The following is a 20,444-nucleotide window of genomic DNA, read 5'->3' on the forward strand; positions in this document are numbered from 1 at the left end:
AATATATCTTCTATCTTCACTTTTCATTTACTTCATGAGCAACTCTAATTCCAGACTCAATCGCTCCCTGCATCCACCCATGTGTCAACGTTGTATGTTCTCCTGCAAAGTGTACGTTTCCAGCCGGCGACGCAATATAAGGAAATAATTCTAGCTCTTGGCCTGGTTCAAAAGCTGTAAATGCTCCGCAAGAATACGTATTCTTACTCCAGCTAAAAGATTCCCCTGTTATAAACTCACTATAGACTACATTCCCATATATTTGCGCTAAATTTTTCAATGCGTAACGAATACGCTCTCTATGCGGGAGACTATCCCATGTTAAAGCCTCATCCGCCCACGTATAACTTGCTATAACGATAGCTGCCCCTGGTGACTGAATGCCATAGCTCGGATAATATGTAAAACGTATCGGTAAATCCGTAATAGATTTCCCACCATACTGCCCGACTCTTTCCCAAAATCTACTTTTGAACTCTATCGCAATTTTAGTTGCAGCAATATAATTTAATTCACGAATTGCTCGTCTTTTAAAATAAGTGAATAAATGAAATGGCTGAACTTCTACAAATCGTAACGCCGAAAACGGAATTGTGATAATAGCAATATCACTTGTTATTGTAAATGGATCTAACGTTTGTTCATGTTTTACTTGCAGCATCACTTTATTATCTTCTTGTATTATTTTTTCTACTTTATAGGACATAAAAATATTATCCTTTAGCTGTGGTAAAAATGCATTTGGTAATGCATCCATCCCGCCCGTTATCTCGTAATATTTCGCCGTTGAAGTAAAAAAAATCATTTCCCGTAATACTTCAATTAAAGACATTCCCATATATGCTTCCATATCAAGAAGTACACCAATCATATCTATTGCTCCATCCGAATAATACTCCATTAAAAATAAACCAAGCGAATACGTTTTATACTTTTTTTCAACGATAAACCAGTTTTTATTAGGATCCTTCTTAATATAATTTAGTATTGGTTCTAATACTTCAAGCATTAGCTCTTCTGCCGTTTTTCCTCTTTCTTTATCCAAAACCGGATATTCAAGTATACTTGGATCATTTTCAAACACATTCAATCTCGTTTGAATATGATTCGTATAAATGATATCTGCAAAAGTTTTATTTATAAAAAGGTTTAACGGTAGTTTAAATTTACGAATATACGCTAAAGTTAACTCATGCGTATCAGGAATTCTCATCGGTCCTGCATTAAAGTATAAACCCGCACTAAACGGTTCACGAATCGTATACACCCTGCCACCTATTCTGTTATTTGCTTCTATAATCGTTACTTCATGTCCAGCCTCTTTCAATAAAGAACCTGCAACTAATCCAGAAATCCCTGCACCGGCAACTGTAATTTGTTTGGGGTTATTCGTTTTGGCAAGCCCTTCATGAACAATTTGAAGCATTTGTTCCATCGATAATGGATTCCCCATACCATTTCCCCTTTTAAAAAGGATTTTACTGAATTATATTCAGTTAACTGAATTCCTATGTTTTGTTCGCAAATTTGAACGGATACATTTTCAAATACTTGAATATCTTTTATAAAATGTAATAAACTAGATATGAATTTATAGAAGTAGGACGTATTATCTTACATAATAAAATCAATGAAATTGCGAGGAATTGTGAAATGAAAAAAGGTATTAACCGTGTTGTATTAGTAGGAACAGGTGCAGTTGGATGTAGCTATGCTTACTGCATGATTAACCAAGCTGTAGCTGAAGAATTTGTTTTAGTTGATGTAAATGAAGCAAAAGCCGAAGGAGAAGCAATGGATTTAAGTCACGCTGTTCCATTTGCACCAGCTCCAACTAGAGTATGGAAAGGTAGCTACGAAGATTGTAAAGATGCTGATCTTGTAGTCATTACAGCTGGATTACCACAAAAGCCAGGTGAAACACGTTTAGATTTAGTTGAGAAAAACGCTAAAATCTTTAAACAAATCGTTCGCAGTATTATGGATAGCGGATTTGATGGCATCTTCTTAATCGCAACAAACCCTGTAGATATTTTAACGTACGTTACTTGGAAAGAATCTGGTTTACCAAAAGAACGAGTAATCGGTTCTGGTACAACGCTTGACTCTGCTCGTTTCCGCTATATGTTAGGTGAGTACTTCGACATTGGTCCACACAACATTCATGCTTATATTATCGGAGAACATGGCGATACAGAACTTCCAGTATGGAGTCACGTATCAGTTGGTATTCAAAAACTACAAACGCTTCTTGATAAAGACAACACATACACACAAGAAGATTTAGACAAAATTTTCATAAATGTTCGTGATGCAGCCTACCATATTATTGAGCGCAAAGGTGCAACTTATTATGGTATTGGTATGTCACTTCTACGTGTTACAAAAGCTATTTTAAACGACGAAAATAGCGTATTAACAGTTTCAGCATACTTAGAAGGTCAATACGGTCAAAAAGATGTTTATATCGGCGTACCTGCTGTTTTAAATCGTGGCGGTGTTCGTGAAATTTTAGAAGTAGAATTAAGTGAAGACGAAGAATTAAAATTCGATCACTCTGTTCAAGTGTTGAAAGAAACAATGGCTCCCGTTCTTTAATCGTATATTTCATTCAAAAAAGCAATCCAATTCATATTGGATTGCTTTTTTATATTTTTATTGTTCACCCTCAATCTAAACCGTAATATTATCCATAATAGAAAGGAGTGATTTTATGGATGATTCTTGGACAATTGTCATCCTCTTACTAGCTGTAGCGTCATTAATACTTTTTCTCTTTTTAATCATCAGAACGCTATTTCCAACTAAAAAATATGATAAGAATCTCGGGTTGATCCTTATTATTTTAAGCTTATTAGCAATACCGATAAGTATGTTCCTTATAGGAGGATGGGCAGGTATGGGGATTGGCATAATCGCGGTCCTTATTTTTGCTGCTGTTATTATAGCTTTAATTGCAAATAAATTTATAAAACTACCTCCTCCAAAAAAAATAAGAAATAACCGATGTTTTCAAAAAAGACAACATCGGTTATTTCTATCACTTATTGCTTTTAATCAATTTATCATTATTTACGTCAAGTACATCTAATAAAAAGATAAAGATCGGTATCCCGATAATAAGCCCCCATATTCCGAGGAAGTGCTCTGAAAAGATGAGAATCATAAATGTATAAAAGACAGGCAAATTCGTTTTTGCAGACATAAATTTTGGATTTAAAAAATAACTTTCAAGAGCGTGAATCACTGTAATGAACACTAGTATGTACAAAACGTACATAACCCCACCTACGTTATAGGCAATGATACAAAGTGGAAACAGTGAAATGATTACGCCGGCAACAGGAATCAACCCTAATAAGAAAATCATAACAGCTAATACGAGAAGCTGTGGAAATCCTAAAACGATTAATGCAATGACAGTCAGGATACAATTTACAACTGCAATTAAAAATTGTGCTTCAATTACTTTACCGAACGACCTTGCAAACCTTTCACCAAAATATGCAATCTCCTCATAAAAAATCTTTAGTCTACTCTCTTTAAACTTAGAAGTAAATGTAATAATACGCTCTTTTTCTAATAAGAAAAATAAGCTTAATATTAGAGACAATAATATTTGTAAACTCACCTTTCCTATATTCGCTATCGATTGATAGATGACATCTACACCTTGTTCTATATATTTTGATACTTCCATTCCATTAATTGTCGAAAGTGCATATTTAATGATCTCATTATCCGGTGGATTTTGAAAAAACAGTTTAAATTGATAAATCAATTGTGAAATTTGTATCGTTAGCACAGGCAAATATTTATACAATGTCGTGCCGATAAAGGAAACTAATATTATATACAAACATGCGATAACAATTTTTCGATTCACTTTCAATTTCTTTGAAATAAAACGTTGAAACCGATCCATTAAAAATGTCAGTATAAACGTAATTAATATTAAATTGATCATACTTTTTAATCCGTATAATACAAACGCTAATATTATTAAAACGATAAACCGTTGAAACCCTCTACTTCGAAAAAAATTTTTCACTTCATTCATTAAGATTTAACCTCCCCCTTCTATGGATGTAAATTTGATATATTACAAAACGAACGTATTCATTGTAATACTATTACATTTTATGAACTTCTATAGACAATCTTTCTTACTAATTTGGAAGAATCCTTTTTTTCTTTTTTAATGTCTGATTTTTTATCTAATCCTTTCCTAAAAACTATTTTTAAATTCTATATTTTAGGAGAACGTCTATTTTTAGACTGTTGTTCATACGCATATCCAATATTGAAAAGTTCTTTTTCACCAAACTGCCTCCCGACAAATACAACACCTACTGGCTCTCCATTTTTATCATAGCCTGCTGGTACCGCTAATTCAGGATAACCAGCTACAGCTGATAAAAGAACTTCATCGCTATTAATCATGACTAAAGCGTCCAATCCTTTTTCTACTAAATATCTATCTAGCTCTTTCCTTGCATTTTCTTGACTCGTTTGAACTACTTTTTCAAATTCATCTTTCGTTATAGCAGATTTTTCAGAGCCCTCAATTAATGTTTGTCCATATTTCATTCTTCTTTTACTATCTTTTTTATTAAACGCTATAATCTCTTCTAACGATTTTACAGGCACATTTTTTTGCTTCGAAAGATAGTCGTTAACATTATGTTTGAACTCATATTCTAATGTTTGCAGATTATCTACACCCTCGCTACTTAACTGAATATCATCAGTCAATATCGCACCGGCATCTTGAATGTCTTTTCTAATCTTTTCTGCTACTGCTTTTCTATTTTCATCTTGTTGATCTACAGAAAAAAGAATCCCTATCTTTTTTCCTTTTAATCCATCTATTGATAAATCATTCGTATAATCTATTCTATCTCTATCTTTCATTTTTTCTGTCATAGCATCTTTTTCATCATAACCTACCATTGTATTAAATAACGTTGCCGCGTCTTTTACCGTTCTTGCCATTGGCCCTGCAGTATCAAGTGCTTCAGCTAATGGGATAATGCCAGCTCTGCTAACCATACCTAACGATGGACGTAACCCAACTACAGATTGCTGCGTCGCTGGTGCGACAATAGATCCCGTCGTTTCTGTCCCAATTGCAAGCGGTGCAAAATCTGCCGCAACCACTGTAGCAGACCCCGAACTGGATCCTGATGTATCAAATGTAATTGGACCGTACGGATTTAAATTTTGCCCTTTCTTCCCGCTATATCCACTTGGCATTGTAAAAGATAAATAATTCGCCCATTCAGACATATTTGCTTTACCTAAAACAAATGCCCCCTCTTCTTTCAACTTCTTCACAATCGTGGCATCTTCATCTGCAACCCAATCTTTTAATACAAAAGTGCCTGCGCTTGTCGGCATCACTTTTGCAGTTTGTACATTATCTTTTACGATGCCAGGAATGCCGTATAAGTTCGATTTTTTATTTAACGACCTCTCTTTATCTAACTTTCGTGCTTGCTCTATTGCATTTGGATTAATCTCTGTAACAGCATTTAATGATATTCCATTTTGGTCATGTTCTTGTATTCTAAAGAGATAAATACTCGTTAATTCTTCATATGATAATTTTCCATCATCGACCATATTTTGAAGTTCATCCACAGTTGCATTTACAACTGCTTTTTCTTTTATCTTTACATTATCTATGTTGATCCCTTTAAGCTGGTTATGTATCGGCTTTAACACTCTGTCTTTATCATATACAATACGCTCTGGTTCCTTTGGAAAATAATTTTTATACACGTAATATCCACCGGCACATACCAATAGGACAATACCTCCCGCGATAGACAACGTTATCTTTACCCACTTTTTCATGTTGCTTCCTCCACTCTTACAGTTGCTCAGTTATATAAAAAAGAGAGTTACCTTTTACTTAACTCTCTCCAATCAAAATGTTAAATGAAAAAATGAATGATTTCAATCTAATCACTTCTTTTTTTGCATTTGCTTCGCTAACATTTCTTTCACTTGATTATACGTTAATCCTGAATTTTTATTTAAACGTTTTACTTCCTCGACATCAGTACCTACCACTGTATATTTTTTCTCGTCATTCATTTTCCTACTTCCTTTCTCACCTGACTATTTGTTATATTCCTTCCCTAAATGCTTATAAATTAACACTAATACAAAAAAGGAAGCTGTTTCTAAGCACAGCTTCCTTATCGTTACATATTGTATTTCTTAATAAAATTTCACTACATCTTCAGTAGGTAAGAATGTTCTTTCTGCTGGCTGTTCATTTGGTTCACCAAATGGCATTTGACCTACTAAGCTCCACTCTGCTGGAATGTTCCAAGTTTCTTTTACTTCAGCATCTACGATTGGGTTGTAATGTTGCAGTGATGCGCCAATTCCTTCAGCAGATAATAGCATCCACACAGTATGTTGTAACATTGCATTACCTTGATGAGACCAGAATGGGAATTGATCTTTATATAACGGTGCATTTTCTTGCATTTTTTCTACAGTTGCTTGGTCTTCAAAGAATAAAACTGTACCTACACCTGTATGGAAACCTTTTAGTCTTTCTACAGTCGCTTCAAAGTTTTCTGCTGGTACGCGTGATCTAAGCGTTTCTTTTACGATATCCCAAAACTTTTCATGCTCTCCATCCATTAATACAACCATACGGCCACTTTGCATATTAAAAGATGTTGGTGCGTGTAAAGCTGTTTTTAACACTTCTTCAATTCTTTCTTTCGTAATCGCATCGTTTTTTGTTACTTTACGAATTGAACGACGGTTCACGATTGCTTCTTTTAAATTTGTTGTAGTTGCTGACATTTTAATTCCTCCAAATATTTGTTTTATTATTTATTTTGTTATTTCATAACAATCGAATTAGCAATATCCATCGGTATTACATTGCACACCTTCAAATGAATTTGTTTTATCCTTTTCAATTTCTTTATCAATGACCCTTTCTAGTGTTTCTTTACTAGCAAGCCCTTGAATGACTTCATCTCCAATCATGACAGTTGGAACAGCCATAATATTCGCTTCATCATATGCGTGCTGAATTGCTTCTTGATGCTTTTCTTTATATTTACGAGTTACTAAAGCATCTTTAAATTCCGCCTCAGGAAGTCCTACTTCTACCGCTAATTTTGTTAACACATCAATATCTTCAATGTTTTGCTCTTCTTGGAAAAATGCTGTGAATACGCGGTGATGATACTCATTACCTAGTCCACGTTCTTTCGCAAATTGACATCCTTCGAAAGCTAAATGCGTATATGGATGTGGGGAAACACGTGGCAAACGCATATCAATTCCTAACTTCTTCGCTGTCGGAAGAATGAAAGCATCCCATGAACCTAATTTTTCTGGCTCATTCCATGGGTCTATTTTTGAATATGGACTTGGACGTAATTCAAATGGCATCCATTCAATCTCTACATCTTTCTCTTTCACTACCTCATCTAATGGACCTTTTGCTAAAAAACAAAACGGACATATAAAGTCTGAGTATACTTTCATTTTTACAGTCATAATTTTTACACCTTACCTTTATAGTTGTAATCAATATAGTTACATCGATAATAAAAAAATATAGATATTATTTTAAGCATTCATTTTCTCTTGTAAAGATTCAAACAACTGCTCCATCGAAATATTTTTCAAAACTTCTTCCATCGCGGATTGTGCTTGAATTAATATAACTTCTAACACCACTTGAATATTCGCTCCAATTGGACAATCTGGATTTGGTTGCTCGTGAATATGAAATAGCTTGTCTTCTTCGACTACGTTCACTGCATGATACACATCTAACAATGTGATTTCATGTAAATCCTTTAATAATCCCGCACCACCTGGCCCACGATTTACGTAAACAAATCCAGCTTGTTTCAAGTACGACATAATTTTACGGATTACTACCGGATTTGTATTTACACTTTCAGCCATATAGTCTGAAGTACAAAGTGAAGATGGATTGTTTTTCAAAATAGATAAAATATGAACAGCTATAGAAAAGCGGCTACTAATTTTCATCGTCATCACCACCTCGATGTAATCATTATAGTTACAACTAAAAAATAAGTCAATCCTTTTCACAGATTTTTTATAAGTAAATTAAAAAGTGTCCCATTATGATATATGAGACACCTCTTTTTATTCTGCAAATAGCGCTTGAAATTCTTCAATAAATAGCTGCACAGCGATTGAAGAATCCTTTAATGAAGGAGCAGCTAAAGCAATTTCTCTCCATACTTGTGGTTCCAATTCTCTCGTTTGCACATTTTTTGGTAAATTCGTTAAAGATAATTCAGCCAATATTGCAATGCCTAATCCTTCTTGAATCATATTTAAAGCTGTAGTAACTGTCGAAATTACATACTCAGCCCGAAGTGGTACGTTTGCTTGTTTAAACATATCAATAATGGGTGGTTCGTATCCACCCTTACATAATATGATCGGTTCATTCTCTAAATCACTAATTGTAATAGCGTCCTTCTTACAGAGAGGATGATCCTCTCTTAAGATAACAACCATTTTCCCCTTCGCTAATGGAACAATCTCCATATCTTTATTAGGCAAAATAACAATTCCTATATCAATAACCCTCGATACTAACCAATCTTCAACTTCTTTAATCGTTCCTTCACAAAGAACGACTTCTAAGTTCGGATACTTCTCCTTAAAAAGGTTTATCATTTTGGGTAAGAAATGTGCAGAAGCGCTCGGAAAACTCCCAATTCGAATCGTCCCAACTTCGTGTCCTTTCTCCATCGCAACTTCTTGCTCAATTTTCTCAATTCCATTCAATATTTCTCTAATATGAACAAGAATTCTCTCTCCTACGTCAGTAACAATTAAACCTTCTCTCTTATCACGTATAAGAATCGTAATATCTAATTCTGACTCAATACTTGAAATGGCATGACTGACAGCAGGCTGTGTCATATTAAGTGCTTTTGCTGCTTTCGTAAAACTACCTAATTCAACCGTTTTAATCAAAACTTGTAGTTGTGTAATGGTCATAACTAATCACTTATACCCCTTATAAAAAAGATTCATTTTATTTATCACAGTCGATATCATATCATAGTGAAATGAAATACAACAAGGAGGTCTTACCGTGACACAGCTTTCTCGAACAAAAACGGCCATAATCCTTACTTTTCTCGTTATTATGTGGGGAATTAATTGGCCTTTATCTAAATTTGCCTTGCATTATACACCACCTGTTTTATTTGCAGGCGTTAGAACTTTAATTGGGGGATTCATTTTACTTATTTTCGCATTACCGAAATACAAAGAGCTACATTTAAAAGAAACTTGGCATTTATACGTTATTTCTTCTTTACTTAACATCATTATCTTTTACGGACTACAAACTGTCGGTCTTCAATACATGCCCGCTGGATTATTTTCCGCAATTGTATTTCTACAGCCTGTTTTACTCGGCATTTTCTCGTGGATATGGCTTGAAGAATCAATGTATGGCTTAAAAATTTTCGGTTTAATTCTAGGATTTATTGGCGTGGGGGTTATTAGCTCTAGTAGCTTAACCGGCCATATTTCTATCATTGGAATCCTTCTCGCATTAGGTTGTGCGATTGGATGGGCACTGGGTACAGTATTTATAAAAAAAACCGGGCACCGCGTTAATGCTATTTGGATGGTAACACTTCAGCTTATTATTGGAGGTCTTTGCTTAGTCGGATTTGGATCAGAGTTTGAAAGCTGGTCTAGTATCGCTTGGAGTATGCCATTTGTTAGTGTGCTACTCTTTATCTCGTTCTTTGTTATTGCAATGGGGTGGCTCGCTTACTTCACACTTGTTGGAGCTGGTGAAGCAAGTAAAGTTGGAGCTTATACATTCCTTATCCCTCTTATCGCTATTATTGTAAGTTCAATTTTCTTACATGAGGCCATTACAATGAGCTTGTTTATCGGTCTATTATTTATTGTCGTGAGTATTTGCTTTGTAAATATAAAGCCGAAAATACTTGCTGTAGGGCAGCAAGTTGAAGTGAAATAAATAAACGTGAAAAAGAGCCTACTATTTGTAGGCTCTTTCTTATACCTTACTTTTTACGACGTACTACAAAAACAAACGTACCTACCGAAGATACAATCGCTAAAACTGATAACACAATTGCTATTGCTTGCATATTACTTGTACCTTCATTTTTTACCACACTAGATCCTTCTCCATGTTCTCCAGTTAAGGACGTACCTTTTGCAATTGTAGTAACTGAATGCAGTTTTTCAGCTTTCTCATCGCCTGTCCATTCAACAATTTCTCCGTCTTTATATTGTTGATACGCATCCCAAGCTATCTTTTGTTCTTTATCTGGGTTTTTAGCAACGAAAGTAAATCGTTGGAACTGACCAGATAAAATCCCTTCTCCTGTTGCTTCCCATACTACAGTTTTCACTTTTCCAGCTGCATCTTTTTGCTCTTCCACTTTCCACCCTGGCACTGGTTCATACTGTTGAAACTCGACGCCGGACGGTATTTTCAATGTAACTTTTGTCGTTGCTACATTCTTTTCAACTGGTACTTTTATCGTGTAAGTCTCCCAAGAGTTAACATCCGAAGTTGCTGGCTTCACAGTGACGTGCGCACTTACAGGTAACGAAAAAATTCCCATTGCAATTATTGTTGCGATCATTGTTGTTCCTAATTTTTTTATACGTTTCATTTTCTATTAGCTCCTTTTTATCTATACCTTCTTTTTATCTATACCTTCTCTTTATCTGCCGCCTACAATAAATTTATAATCCGTATCAAAGCTATCAAGAGATTTTGTTAATCCGTGAACTTGTATATTCCAGTTGCCTGTCATGTTAATATACATACCTTCCGCTTCATATTCTCCCGGTGAAATTGCTGAAACTTTAAATGACCCTTTGCCCATATTCATATCTAACGATTGAGTCGTCAATACAATTTGTTCCATATTAGTAACAGGCTGTCCATTTTCATCCTTCAAAGTAATATGAAATGTATTCTGTCCTACCTTATTGGGGCTTACATGTAAAGTAAGTTCATATCCATTATCTAATTGTTTACTCTCTGTAAAAGGTCCAGTAGGAGGCATCGGCGGTGTTTGTACGTTTGTCATAAAAGCTACGATTATGAAAACGATAATTCCAATGATCAACTCTACTTTCAGCGTAGCGCCTAATCCTTGTCGGGCTCGCATTTTCCCTTTCACATAATGAATAATTCCCAATATCCCCATGAAAACGAATAAAAGTATCTTTGCTAATAATGCTAATCCATACTTCGTATCAAATAGGGAATGAATCGTGGGAATAAAAAATGTACTGTTAAAAAGACCCGTTAATACAATGACTATGACAGCACCTGTTGCCCATGGTGAAAAACGCTTAATTGCATCCCAATACTTCGTCCACTTGTCATCCTCTTTACGTAAAAGAAGAATAATCGATGATAGACCGCCAACCCATAACGAAGCTGCGAATAAATGTAGAAAGTCCATAACGACAGCAATGTCTTTAAACTTCAAACCAAATGCGTGACTATTAAAGGCTTTCATAACGAGTAGCCCAATAAAAAGTAATATTGGAATGCTCCATACTTTAAACGATGAAAGTTTCTCACGCTTCACCGCAAAATAAGTAACAATGATAAGCACACTAATAAGAGCCATTTGAGTGATCCATACATAACCAAAAACAGATAGTTGCAATGTTTCTTTTAATAATAGTGGATCAAATGCTTCTAACCACGAAACATCAGCATTTATTTTCGCTTGCAATGGTAGATTGCATAGTAAGCTAATGAATATACCTATTAATGATATCCATATTATTCTCTTACTCCTTGAGTGAACTTCTATTGCATCCCCTTTATATATAATAAGATTAAAGAATAGAACTCCTAAAAATAGTGAGAAACTTGTATATAGAACCCCGCGTTCCATAATCATATCGATTTGCGGGACATACCCCATCTCTTCTACTTGTACATCATCTGCTCCCGCTTCGGCTAACCCAATCTGGAACGGAATAACTCCTTGAATTGGATGTCCATCAGCTGAAATAGCTTTCCATTGAATAGAATAGAGACCGTCTTTAAGATTCTCTTTTACCCCTGCCTCTAATAGTTTTTTGTTTCTTTTATCAATATGAGCATCCTTTAAATCTACTCTTTTACCTGAGGTATCTCTTACAAACAATGTATTAAAATGTGAAACTTGTATATCCTCATCAAATTCGATTTTCACGACAGTTGGTGCTTTCTTCAACGTTTCATTTTCAACAGGATTTGATTTCACAACATATGCATGAGCAGACGCGCTTTTTGGTATCAATATAATAAGCACACATGCTATTACTAGCCATGCCCCTAACCTTCTCATTACTTTCACACTCATTTCACTTCTTTCTTCTTCATCGCTACACTTTCATTACTTTATACTTCCTAGTTTGATTTTCTGACGAAATATTAACCTGATTAAGTATAAATTTCCATGCTATATAATACTTACTTTCTCCCCGCTTTTAAACTACCAATATAATAGTAACTACCCTAATTAAAACAGCTTATATTTTTAAAGTCGATTGTAATTATATCATAAAATATATTTATGTAAGTTCCTTAAGAAGAAAAGTTCTCGTGAATCATTTGTGAAGAAAATGTGAAATACATAAAGTGAAACTTTAATTAGCCCTCACTAATAGAGCTTTTACGGGCAGTAAGACTCCTACAAATAGCGAGATAAATTAAAAGGTGTTACGTAATAACGTAACACCTTTTAAAAAATATCCTTCTTCTATTTCTCTTCCGGATAATCACAATACTCAATAATCGTTCCTTCTGTATCCGCTGGGTTCAGGTAAATTAATCGTCTACCATGTTTATTCATTCGAAGTGTATGCTCTAATGTTCGAATACCTTGTTCTTTTAATTCTTCTAAAGCCACATCTAAATCATCGACACGATACGCAACGTGGTGAACACCTTTCCCTTTTTGTTTTATAAAGCGTGCTATTGGCGACGTCGTATTATTCGTCGGTGCAAGTAGTTCAATTCTATCTCCATCCACTTCTATAATAGCAACTTCACTTTCCACACCTGGTGCTTCACTTACGTAACGATCTATTAATTTCCCTGATAGAACCTGTTCATAAAAACGTATCGTACTATCTATATCACGAACTGCGATTCCGATATGATCAATTGTTTTTTTCATTTTATTTCCCCTACTACTTTATTTTTTACTCCTTATTAATAGTAACAAAAAAAGTTATAGAAACAAGTTCTATAACTTTTTCAATTAACTTATTTTCTTGTCCGCTCTAGTTGCAGGTTGAACTTGTTTTTTCACTTTTAAAACGCTAATGCCATATCCGATAAATCCACCGATAATCGCTGGGAAGATCCAGCCTAATCCTACTTCCTGCATCGGAAGGAATTTAGTGAACACTTGGCTTACTACTTCAATGTTAACTCCAGCTGCACTTAATCCATCGAATAAGCTGATGATAAATGTTATGATTAAACTCACTTGATAAACTTCAGCTCTTCCTTTAAATAGTGAATGGAAGAATGTTAAGAAAATCAATACAATTGCTAGTGGATAAATTGCTGTTAATACTGGAACAGAAACTGCGATTAATTGTGTTAATCCTACGTTTGCAACAATTGCACTAAATACACATAGCGTAATTGCAATTGCTTTGTAAGGAACATTTGGGAATAACTTATGGAAGAATGAAGAACATGCTGATACAAGTCCCACACTAGTTGTTAAACAAGCTACTGTAATCATTAATCCTAATAATACTCCGCCATATGATCCGAAATAGTAGTTAGAAACTTTCGCTAATACTTCTCCGCCGTTCTCTAAATGTCCAAGCTTTGCAACACTTGAAGCACCCATATAAGAAAGTGCTGTATAAATAATTGCTAAAATAGATGCTGCAATGATTGTCGCTTTTGCACAAACGACCATAATCTGTGTTTTCGTTTTCGCACCTTTTTCTTTAATTGCATTAATGATGATGATTCCGAATACGAATGATGCAAGCGTGTCCATTGTTAAGTATCCTTCTTGGAATCCTTTAAAGAATGCATGTGATGTATACCCTTCCACTGGTGCTTGCATATCTCCAATTGGATGAATAAAAGCAACGATTACTAAAATACCGATGAATGTCAATTTAATTGGCGTTAATATTTTTCCAACAATATCGACAATTTTCGCAGGATTTAGCGAAAAAAAACAAGTGATGCTAAAGAATATAATTGTGAAAAGAATTAAAGGTGTAGAACCTAATCCTTCTGGCATAAAAGGCTTAAGACCAATTTCATAAGAAACATTACCCGTTCTTGGTATTGCAAATAACGGACCGATCGCTAAGTATAAAACTGTTGTAAACACAATCCCGAATACTGGGTGAGCACGACTTGCTAATGACTGTAAATCATCTTTACCCGAAAAACCAAATGCTAGTACACCTAGTAATGGTAATCCAACACCTGTTACTAAAAATCCAGCGTTAGCAATCCATACATTCTCTCCTGCCGATTGACCTAGCATAGCTGGGAAAATTAAATTTCCGGCTCCAAAAAATAGTGCAAATAACATTAATCCAATAACTACTATGAACGAAAACGGTACTTTATTCGCCATAATATAACCCCCATTCAAATTTCCTTATCTCATTTTCCAATTTTAACTAATTGAATTTTCTGAATATTTAATTTAAGTATCAACTATTCTTGAACTCATTATAATTCGCTATATAATATTTTGCAATACTATTTTCAAACTTTTCTTTTATTTTATGAATATACATTTTTTAACATAGAATATAGACTAAAAAACCAACATGGTCATCCATGTTGGTTTTTCCATTTACTATCAGTAATTAAAATTTCGCAGCTACTTTTTTAACGTTTTCTAAACCTTCTTCAACAATTTGTTGTGAGCGATCTGGATATTGATTGTGTCCTTCAATTACCACTGTTTCTGGATTTGTAATTCCCCAGAATCCAAGTACAGTTGTTACATAATTAACCGCCATTTCCATAGGAGCCATTTGCTCTGAAGAATAATCTGAACCACGAGCACCTAGTACAACTACTTTCTTATCACCAGCTAAACCTTCCGGACCATTTGCTGTATATTTAAACGTTTTTCCAGCTTGAGAAAGGTATGAAATATATGTGATTAATGGTGCGGGTACTGTGAAGTTCCATAATGGGAACGCAAATACAACTTTATCAGCTTCTAAAAACTGATTTAAATATTGCTCTACTGTTGCTACAGCCTTCTCTTCTTCAGCTGTTAACTCCATTCCTTGACTGCGTTTATATCCACCTGAAATTGCGATATTTCCGTAATAAGGAAGATCTAATGCAAATAAATCTAACTCTGTAATTTCTGTATTTGGGTTCGCTTCTTTATAAGTACTTACAAATGTTTCATACATTTTTGAACTAATTGCTTGCTCCGCTGGACGATCGTTTGCTTTTACAAATAATACTTTTGACATTGTTTTATTCTCCTCTACTTTCGTAATTTCTTCTTTTTTACCAAATAATGAGCTAAATAGTCCCATTTGCTTCACCTAATCTTTCTTTTCATATTCATTATTCATCATCATAAAAATTCTTATTCTAAGAAAAAGTTCCAATAGAGACCTTCATTTTAGGAATCTATAACTTTTTGTTATTTAATTACCTTATGTAAGTGATTGTAATATAGTCACTTACTTTAGTCAAGTAACTTTTAATAAAAAATAAAGTCTCAAATTGAAAATAATAATAAAACACCAAATACTACTTTATTACTTGTATAATTAACTTAGAGAGGGAAATTCATATTTAGAAAGGATTTATTCATGAGCACTATAGAAAGGATTCAAACTTTTATTATTCTATTTGCTGTTACATGCGGTATTGTACTCGGACAATTTAATATCATACATATGTATTCAGACAAATTTATTGTCCCCTTCTTATTTTTCATGTTATATGGATTATTCCTCAGCATCCCATTGAAAGAGATTAAAAACGGATTTCGCAATTTAAAATTTGCAGGAACAAGCCTTACCATTAATTTTTTATGGACGCCTTTCCTCGCTTGGGGATTAGGTGCATTATTTCTTTCAGATCACCCAGCACTTTGGGTTGGGTTTATAATGTTAATGGTTACTCCATGTACAGATTGGTACTTAATATTTACTGAAATAGCGAAAGGAAACGTAGCGCTTTCCACAGCGATTTTGCCTGTAAACTTAATTTTACAAGTATTATTGCTACCTGTTTATTTATTTTTTATTTGCCGGTGTAATGAAGACTGTAGCGGTTTCTATTCTAATAGAAAGTATCGTAATCGTTATCGTCTTACCATTTTTACTTGCACATGCTACAAAATTCATTATGAATAAAATGAAAAACGCTGAAACACTCGAGAATAAAATCATTCCGTTTTTCAGCTCTGCTCAAATTGTATTTTTAAGTTTAGCAATTGTAGCGATGTTTGCATCACAAGGTAAATATTTACTTCAAAATATGAATGTTGTTTTATTATTACTCATTCCTGTTCTATTGTTCTTCATCATTAATTTTTTACTAGGACAATTTATCGGGCGTATCCTGCATTTATCTTATAAAGATACAGTAAGTTTAAGCTTAACAACATTAGCAAGAAACTCGCCTGTTGCGCTCGCTATTGCTGTGACTGCTTTTCCAGACGAGCCTCTTATCGCACTTGCACTTGTTATTGGACCGTTAATTGAGTTACCAGTACTTGCTTTTGTTTCACAAGTGTTGTTACTTATTAAGAAAAAACGGCAATACGCATAATAAAAAAACGTCCCACTTTGGGACGTTTTTTTATTGTCGAGAAATTATATAAATGCAAAATTGAATTATCGGCTCTAAAAATTTTATACATTATAGAAGATTGACTTTTCGTTACATTAACAGATCCTTTTTAATTAAAAAGGATAGGAAAAGTAAATATAACGAACGCTGCCCAAAGTCCGTAGATTGGCAAATACTTCGTAACGGCATCTTGGATAGGTAAAGGTCCGGATTTATTTTGTAGAAAACGCATATAAGAGAGCATAATCCAAATTAGATTTGCCCAAATCAGTATATTTACTCCTAAAACAGCAAGTCTATTAGGCGTAATACCATAGGAAGAAAGTCTGAACACGATAGCTGACAAAGCCACACTGTCAATAATAAGCGCAAGAACAATTAAGACAAAATTTATATAATCTGAGATGTTCTTTTTCTCATCTGAGTCGCTCTCAACAATGGAAAATATAGTAACAGCCAATACAACAAGAAGTATTCCGTTGAAGACCATCAAGAAATTGCGGTCCAAAAATGGATTTTTCCCAACCCATATAACCGTTATAAGATAGATCAACAAGGTGATCAGGACAAGCGGACTAAAGATTTTAGCTATATAGGGGGTAATATTTTTAGCAAACTTAAGATTCATTGATACTAAGTATGTAGCCACAATAGCGAGAGCGGCAGCACCAAATAAAACAACATTACTAAAATAGAACTCTCCTATATCCAAGTCAACAAAACTAAATAACCGCATGGTGAATACTGCTAGTATCATTCCGCTAACTGCCATGCTGGCGTAAAGAATACAATATTCCAAATTAAATTTAATATAAGCTAACCTTGTACTGCCTTTTGAATATTCATTTCCTGTAAACGCAAGCCCTACCAATACCCATAAGAATATAGGAAGGTGTAAATAAGCAAGGATAATACTGTCTTTATCATTTAATGGCAGCGTATTAAGATAAAGCCCAGAAATTAGGAACAACGCTGCAAGAGAATAAATAATATTTTTTTTCGGAGTATTATTGTAAACAAAATAGGCAGCAATAAAAGGGATTATACCAAAAGCCAGATTAATCGGAGCAATTGCTTCCTGTTCGACAAAGTGGAAAATGATTCTGGTGCTTAATCCGGCTAGAATTGCTAACATGCCCATGAATAAGAAACCCTTTTGAATCAAGGAGGACTTTCTTGTATTTCCCTTCTCCTTGAAATGTAATCTTTCATACCAAATACCCAAAACCTGAGAATCCGGATTTTGTTCCCATGCTTGTGAGAATGACTTTTTAAAAGCTTTCGGGTCTTTTCTATACATTCTCTCCAACTCATGAGGGTTATCAATATTTTCAATAATCAAATTGTGACTGTTCATATTTTTACCTCCTCTAAAAAAAAACAACGTTGTTACCTTTTCCATAAAAAGCAACTCGATTTTTTATTCTGATTTTGATTTTAATATAAATTTTATCGTTTTACAATAAAATTTTATTATTTTAGATAATATTTTTGTTGTATATTTTATTCCAAGCAAAAACAAAAAGCATTCCTCATTCAAAGAAATGCTCTATAACTTTTTATAGACATCAGTGTAAGCTACAGTCAGTTTTGAAACTTCCTCAAGTAAAGAACTTTTTATCCCGGCTCAATTTTTCGTAAGATGTCTTTATTACTTGATTGAAGGCTATTTTTGCTTTGTTCATATCTCCTAATCAACCATTTCCCAAAATTGAGATGCTACTTTGGAAATTCTTTGGTCTTTTAATTTTACTATTACAGGTTCTAAATGAAAATCAAATTGTTTCAATTCAAAAAGCGTTGTATGTTCTAAAAATGATGATGTGTAATCCATTCTTGGAATAACGGATAATCCTAGTCCTCTACTAACAAGTGCTACAACCATCCGTATATCTTTACACTCGATAATGATATTTGGCTTGACTTGATGTTCATCAAACACCTTGAAAAGGTCTTCATTGAAAGAGAGCCCTTCCATTGCTCCTAGCATAATGAATGGGAATTGGGCAATCTGTTCAATCGTCACATGCTGTGATGAAAACGATGTTGCCCAACTTGATGGAATAATCACAGCGGTTGGTTGTTTTTTTAATATTTTCATCTCATATTGTTCACTATTGCCCAATCGTAAAAGTAAAGCAACATCAATTTCTCTTTGTTCTAGTTTTTTTAATAATTCTTCTGAATTTCCAGTTACTATTTTTATTTTGACATTAGGGTATTGTGTTCTAAACATACTAACATAGTCAATGAGCATATTCGAACATGTAGACGATACACCGATACTTACTGTTCCGCCTATACCTTGTTCAATTTCTTGAATTTGCTGCTTTACATCTTGAATTTGCATTAACATTTGATTGGCATATTGGTATAGTATTTCACCTGTTGCTGTAAGCTCCCATTTTTGACGATATCGATGAATTAAAGTTGTGCCAAGATCAGTTTCAAGCTTTTTTAATAATTGGCTAAGCGGGGGCTGCGCGATATGGAGCACTTCTGCTGCTTTAGAAATGCTTCCTTGTTTCACAATTTCTTTAAAGTAATATAATTGCCTGAAATCCATTGTATCTCTCCGTCATATGTTTTTTGATATGATTAGTTTATCATATATATATTTTTCATATGTCGAATTTGGCGTTATATTTAATTCTATAGCTATAGTCTTTATATTGATAATATTAACTAGAAAGTGAGAGATACTATGAATCATTGGAACAGAACCTTGAAGCGCATCTTCTTATACGTGCTCGGGTTATTTTTTATGTCGATTGGCATTAGCATGTCGATTCAAGCAGGATTTGGTGTATCTCCTGTGTCATCATTAGCATATGCAAGTACGCTAACGATTGGTTTATCGGTTGGTGTGACAATGGCGCTTGCAAATGTTTTATACATTATTATTCAAGTGATATTAAGTAAACGAATGGAGTTAAATGAATTTGTGAGTCAATTCATTATTTCGTTTTTATTTGGTTTTTTCATGGATGCAACGCTCTTCCTTGTCCAACTTTTCCCTGCACCTGAAACTCTCCTTGCTCGAAGTGTATATTTGATTGTTAGTTTATTTGTTATAGCGGTCGGTTTAATGGGCTATACAACAGCGAAACTGCCATTAATGCCGTATGATGCATTAACTTATGCAATTAGTGAAAAATTTAATTTAAAATTCGGTAAAGCAAAGATTTTGAGCGATTTAATAAACATTTGTGTGGCTGGTGCAATCTGTATAATTTTCATTCAATCATTAGGCTCAATAGGAATCGGCACACTAATTGCCGCCTATTTTATCGGCAAAATTTTAGGGTGGATGATACCGTATTATCAACCACCTCTCCAACAATGGATATTTAAAACAGAAAAGGCTGCCTAAGGAATCATAATAAAGTACAGGAAAAATAGATGAATCAAATTCCTCAGCCGAAATCAAATAATGAATTTTGCACTTTACCAAGTGCCAGTCCACATTAGGAATGGCACTTCTTTATTACTGCCTTTTTTTTTGACCTTCTATCACTTTGGTTAAATGATAAAACAAACATTGTATTAAAACTAACCTGCCGTTTAGTTAAAGAAG

Annotated in this window: 18 protein-coding genes and 2 pseudogenes; 5 read left to right on the forward strand and 15 right to left on the reverse strand. The window is 34.2% G+C overall.

What is annotated here, in order from left to right; genetic code table 11:
* Positions 1 to 16: 16 nt before the first annotated feature.
* Complete coding sequence (locus G9F74_RS06755; protein WP_000528019.1) at positions 17 to 1,453, reverse strand: flavin monoamine oxidase family protein; 1,437 nt, start codon at positions 1,451 to 1,453, stop codon at positions 17 to 19.
* A 200-nt stretch (positions 1,454 to 1,653) separates the two neighbouring features.
* On the opposite strand from G9F74_RS06755, the gene G9F74_RS06760 reads away from it, so the two are divergent.
* Both G9F74_RS06760 and G9F74_RS06765 read left to right on the forward strand, forming a co-directional pair.
* The gene (locus G9F74_RS06760; RefSeq protein WP_000715319.1) at positions 1,654 to 2,598 is read left to right on the forward strand and encodes an L-lactate dehydrogenase; all 945 of its coding nucleotides are present in this window, start codon (positions 1,654 to 1,656) and stop codon (positions 2,596 to 2,598) included.
* A gap of 115 nt (positions 2,599 to 2,713) precedes the next feature.
* Positions 2,714 to 2,992 (forward strand): annotated as a pseudogene (locus G9F74_RS06765) (YesK family protein); the annotation flags it as partial.
* 48 nt (positions 2,993 to 3,040) lie between these two features.
* Here the strand turns inward: G9F74_RS06765 and G9F74_RS06770 are convergent.
* From G9F74_RS06770 to G9F74_RS06795, 7 genes are all read right to left on the reverse strand, one after another.
* Complete coding sequence (locus G9F74_RS06770; RefSeq protein ID WP_016108200.1) at positions 3,041 to 4,060, reverse strand: AI-2E family transporter; 1,020 nt, start codon at positions 4,058 to 4,060, stop codon at positions 3,041 to 3,043.
* 188 nt (positions 4,061 to 4,248) lie between these two features.
* Positions 4,249 to 5,859, reverse strand: coding sequence for an amidase family protein (locus G9F74_RS06775; RefSeq protein ID WP_016108199.1), 1,611 nt, complete (start codon positions 5,857 to 5,859; stop codon positions 4,249 to 4,251).
* Positions 5,860 to 5,970: 111 nt separating this feature from the next.
* On the reverse strand, positions 5,971 to 6,102 hold the full coding sequence (locus G9F74_RS30000; RefSeq protein ID WP_000997344.1) for a hypothetical protein: 132 nt from the start codon (positions 6,100 to 6,102) through the stop codon (positions 5,971 to 5,973).
* A gap of 126 nt (positions 6,103 to 6,228) precedes the next feature.
* Positions 6,229 to 6,831: a nitroreductase family protein gene (locus tag G9F74_RS06780; protein WP_001277035.1), complete on the reverse strand. Its 603-nt coding sequence runs from the start codon at positions 6,829 to 6,831 to the stop codon at positions 6,229 to 6,231.
* 57 nt (positions 6,832 to 6,888) lie between these two features.
* Positions 6,889 to 7,539, reverse strand: a complete 651-nt coding sequence (locus G9F74_RS06785) for a DsbA family oxidoreductase (protein WP_000216688.1) — start codon at positions 7,537 to 7,539, stop codon at positions 6,889 to 6,891.
* A gap of 72 nt (positions 7,540 to 7,611) precedes the next feature.
* Entirely contained in the window at positions 7,612 to 8,043 is a 432-nt protein-coding gene (locus tag G9F74_RS06790) for an Rrf2 family transcriptional regulator (protein ID WP_000704077.1), read from the reverse strand.
* Between the two features lie 120 nt (positions 8,044 to 8,163).
* Positions 8,164 to 9,033, reverse strand: coding sequence for a LysR family transcriptional regulator (locus tag G9F74_RS06795; protein WP_000156755.1), 870 nt, complete (start codon positions 9,031 to 9,033; stop codon positions 8,164 to 8,166).
* Positions 9,034 to 9,130: 97 nt separating this feature from the next.
* Here G9F74_RS06795 and G9F74_RS06800 point away from each other — a divergent pair, with 97 nt between their 5' ends.
* On the forward strand, positions 9,131 to 10,036 hold the full coding sequence (locus G9F74_RS06800; RefSeq protein WP_016108198.1) for a DMT family transporter: 906 nt from the start codon (positions 9,131 to 9,133) through the stop codon (positions 10,034 to 10,036).
* A gap of 46 nt (positions 10,037 to 10,082) precedes the next feature.
* Here the strand turns inward: G9F74_RS06800 and G9F74_RS06805 are convergent, their stop codons facing one another.
* The 5 genes from G9F74_RS06805 to G9F74_RS06825 all read right to left on the reverse strand — a co-directional run bounded on the left by G9F74_RS06805 (position 10,083) and on the right by G9F74_RS06825 (position 15,597).
* A complete protein-coding gene (locus G9F74_RS06805; protein WP_016108197.1) occupies positions 10,083 to 10,703 on the reverse strand; it encodes a YcnI family copper-binding membrane protein in 621 nt (206 codons plus the stop codon).
* Between the two features lie 51 nt (positions 10,704 to 10,754).
* Complete coding sequence (locus G9F74_RS06810; protein WP_033668492.1) at positions 10,755 to 12,404, reverse strand: copper resistance CopC/CopD family protein; 1,650 nt, start codon at positions 12,402 to 12,404, stop codon at positions 10,755 to 10,757.
* 399 nt (positions 12,405 to 12,803) lie between these two features.
* Entirely contained in the window at positions 12,804 to 13,223 is a 420-nt protein-coding gene (locus G9F74_RS06815) for a VOC family protein (protein ID WP_000750859.1), read from the reverse strand.
* A gap of 84 nt (positions 13,224 to 13,307) precedes the next feature.
* Positions 13,308 to 14,666, reverse strand: coding sequence for a branched-chain amino acid transport system II carrier protein (brnQ, locus tag G9F74_RS06820; RefSeq protein WP_001284765.1), 1,359 nt, complete (start codon positions 14,664 to 14,666; stop codon positions 13,308 to 13,310).
* A 238-nt stretch (positions 14,667 to 14,904) separates the two neighbouring features.
* Positions 14,905 to 15,597, reverse strand: coding sequence for an FMN-dependent NADH-azoreductase (locus G9F74_RS06825; protein ID WP_016108195.1), 693 nt, complete (start codon positions 15,595 to 15,597; stop codon positions 14,905 to 14,907).
* A gap of 369 nt (positions 15,598 to 15,966) precedes the next feature.
* On the opposite strand from G9F74_RS06825, the pseudogene G9F74_RS06830 reads away from it, so the two are divergent.
* Positions 15,967 to 16,846: pseudogene (locus G9F74_RS06830) on the forward strand (arsenic resistance protein).
* A gap of 130 nt (positions 16,847 to 16,976) precedes the next feature.
* On the opposite strand, the gene G9F74_RS06835 reads toward G9F74_RS06830, so the two are convergent.
* Both G9F74_RS06835 and G9F74_RS06840 read right to left on the reverse strand, forming a co-directional pair.
* The gene (locus G9F74_RS06835; RefSeq protein ID WP_016108192.1) at positions 16,977 to 18,224 is read right to left on the reverse strand and encodes a DUF4153 domain-containing protein; all 1,248 of its coding nucleotides are present in this window, start codon (positions 18,222 to 18,224) and stop codon (positions 16,977 to 16,979) included.
* 333 nt (positions 18,225 to 18,557) lie between these two features.
* The gene (locus G9F74_RS06840; RefSeq protein WP_016108191.1) at positions 18,558 to 19,433 is read right to left on the reverse strand and encodes a LysR family transcriptional regulator; all 876 of its coding nucleotides are present in this window, start codon (positions 19,431 to 19,433) and stop codon (positions 18,558 to 18,560) included.
* Between the two features lie 138 nt (positions 19,434 to 19,571).
* Between G9F74_RS06840 and G9F74_RS06845 the strand changes: the two genes are divergently transcribed.
* Entirely contained in the window at positions 19,572 to 20,240 is a 669-nt protein-coding gene (locus G9F74_RS06845; RefSeq protein WP_016108190.1) for a YczE/YyaS/YitT family protein, read from the forward strand.
* Positions 20,241 to 20,444 lie beyond the last annotated feature (204 nt).

The sequence above is a fragment of the Bacillus sp. EKM202B genome, from assembly GCF_011066025.1.
Taxonomy (GTDB): domain Bacteria; phylum Bacillota; class Bacilli; order Bacillales; family Bacillaceae_G; genus Bacillus_A; species Bacillus_A toyonensis.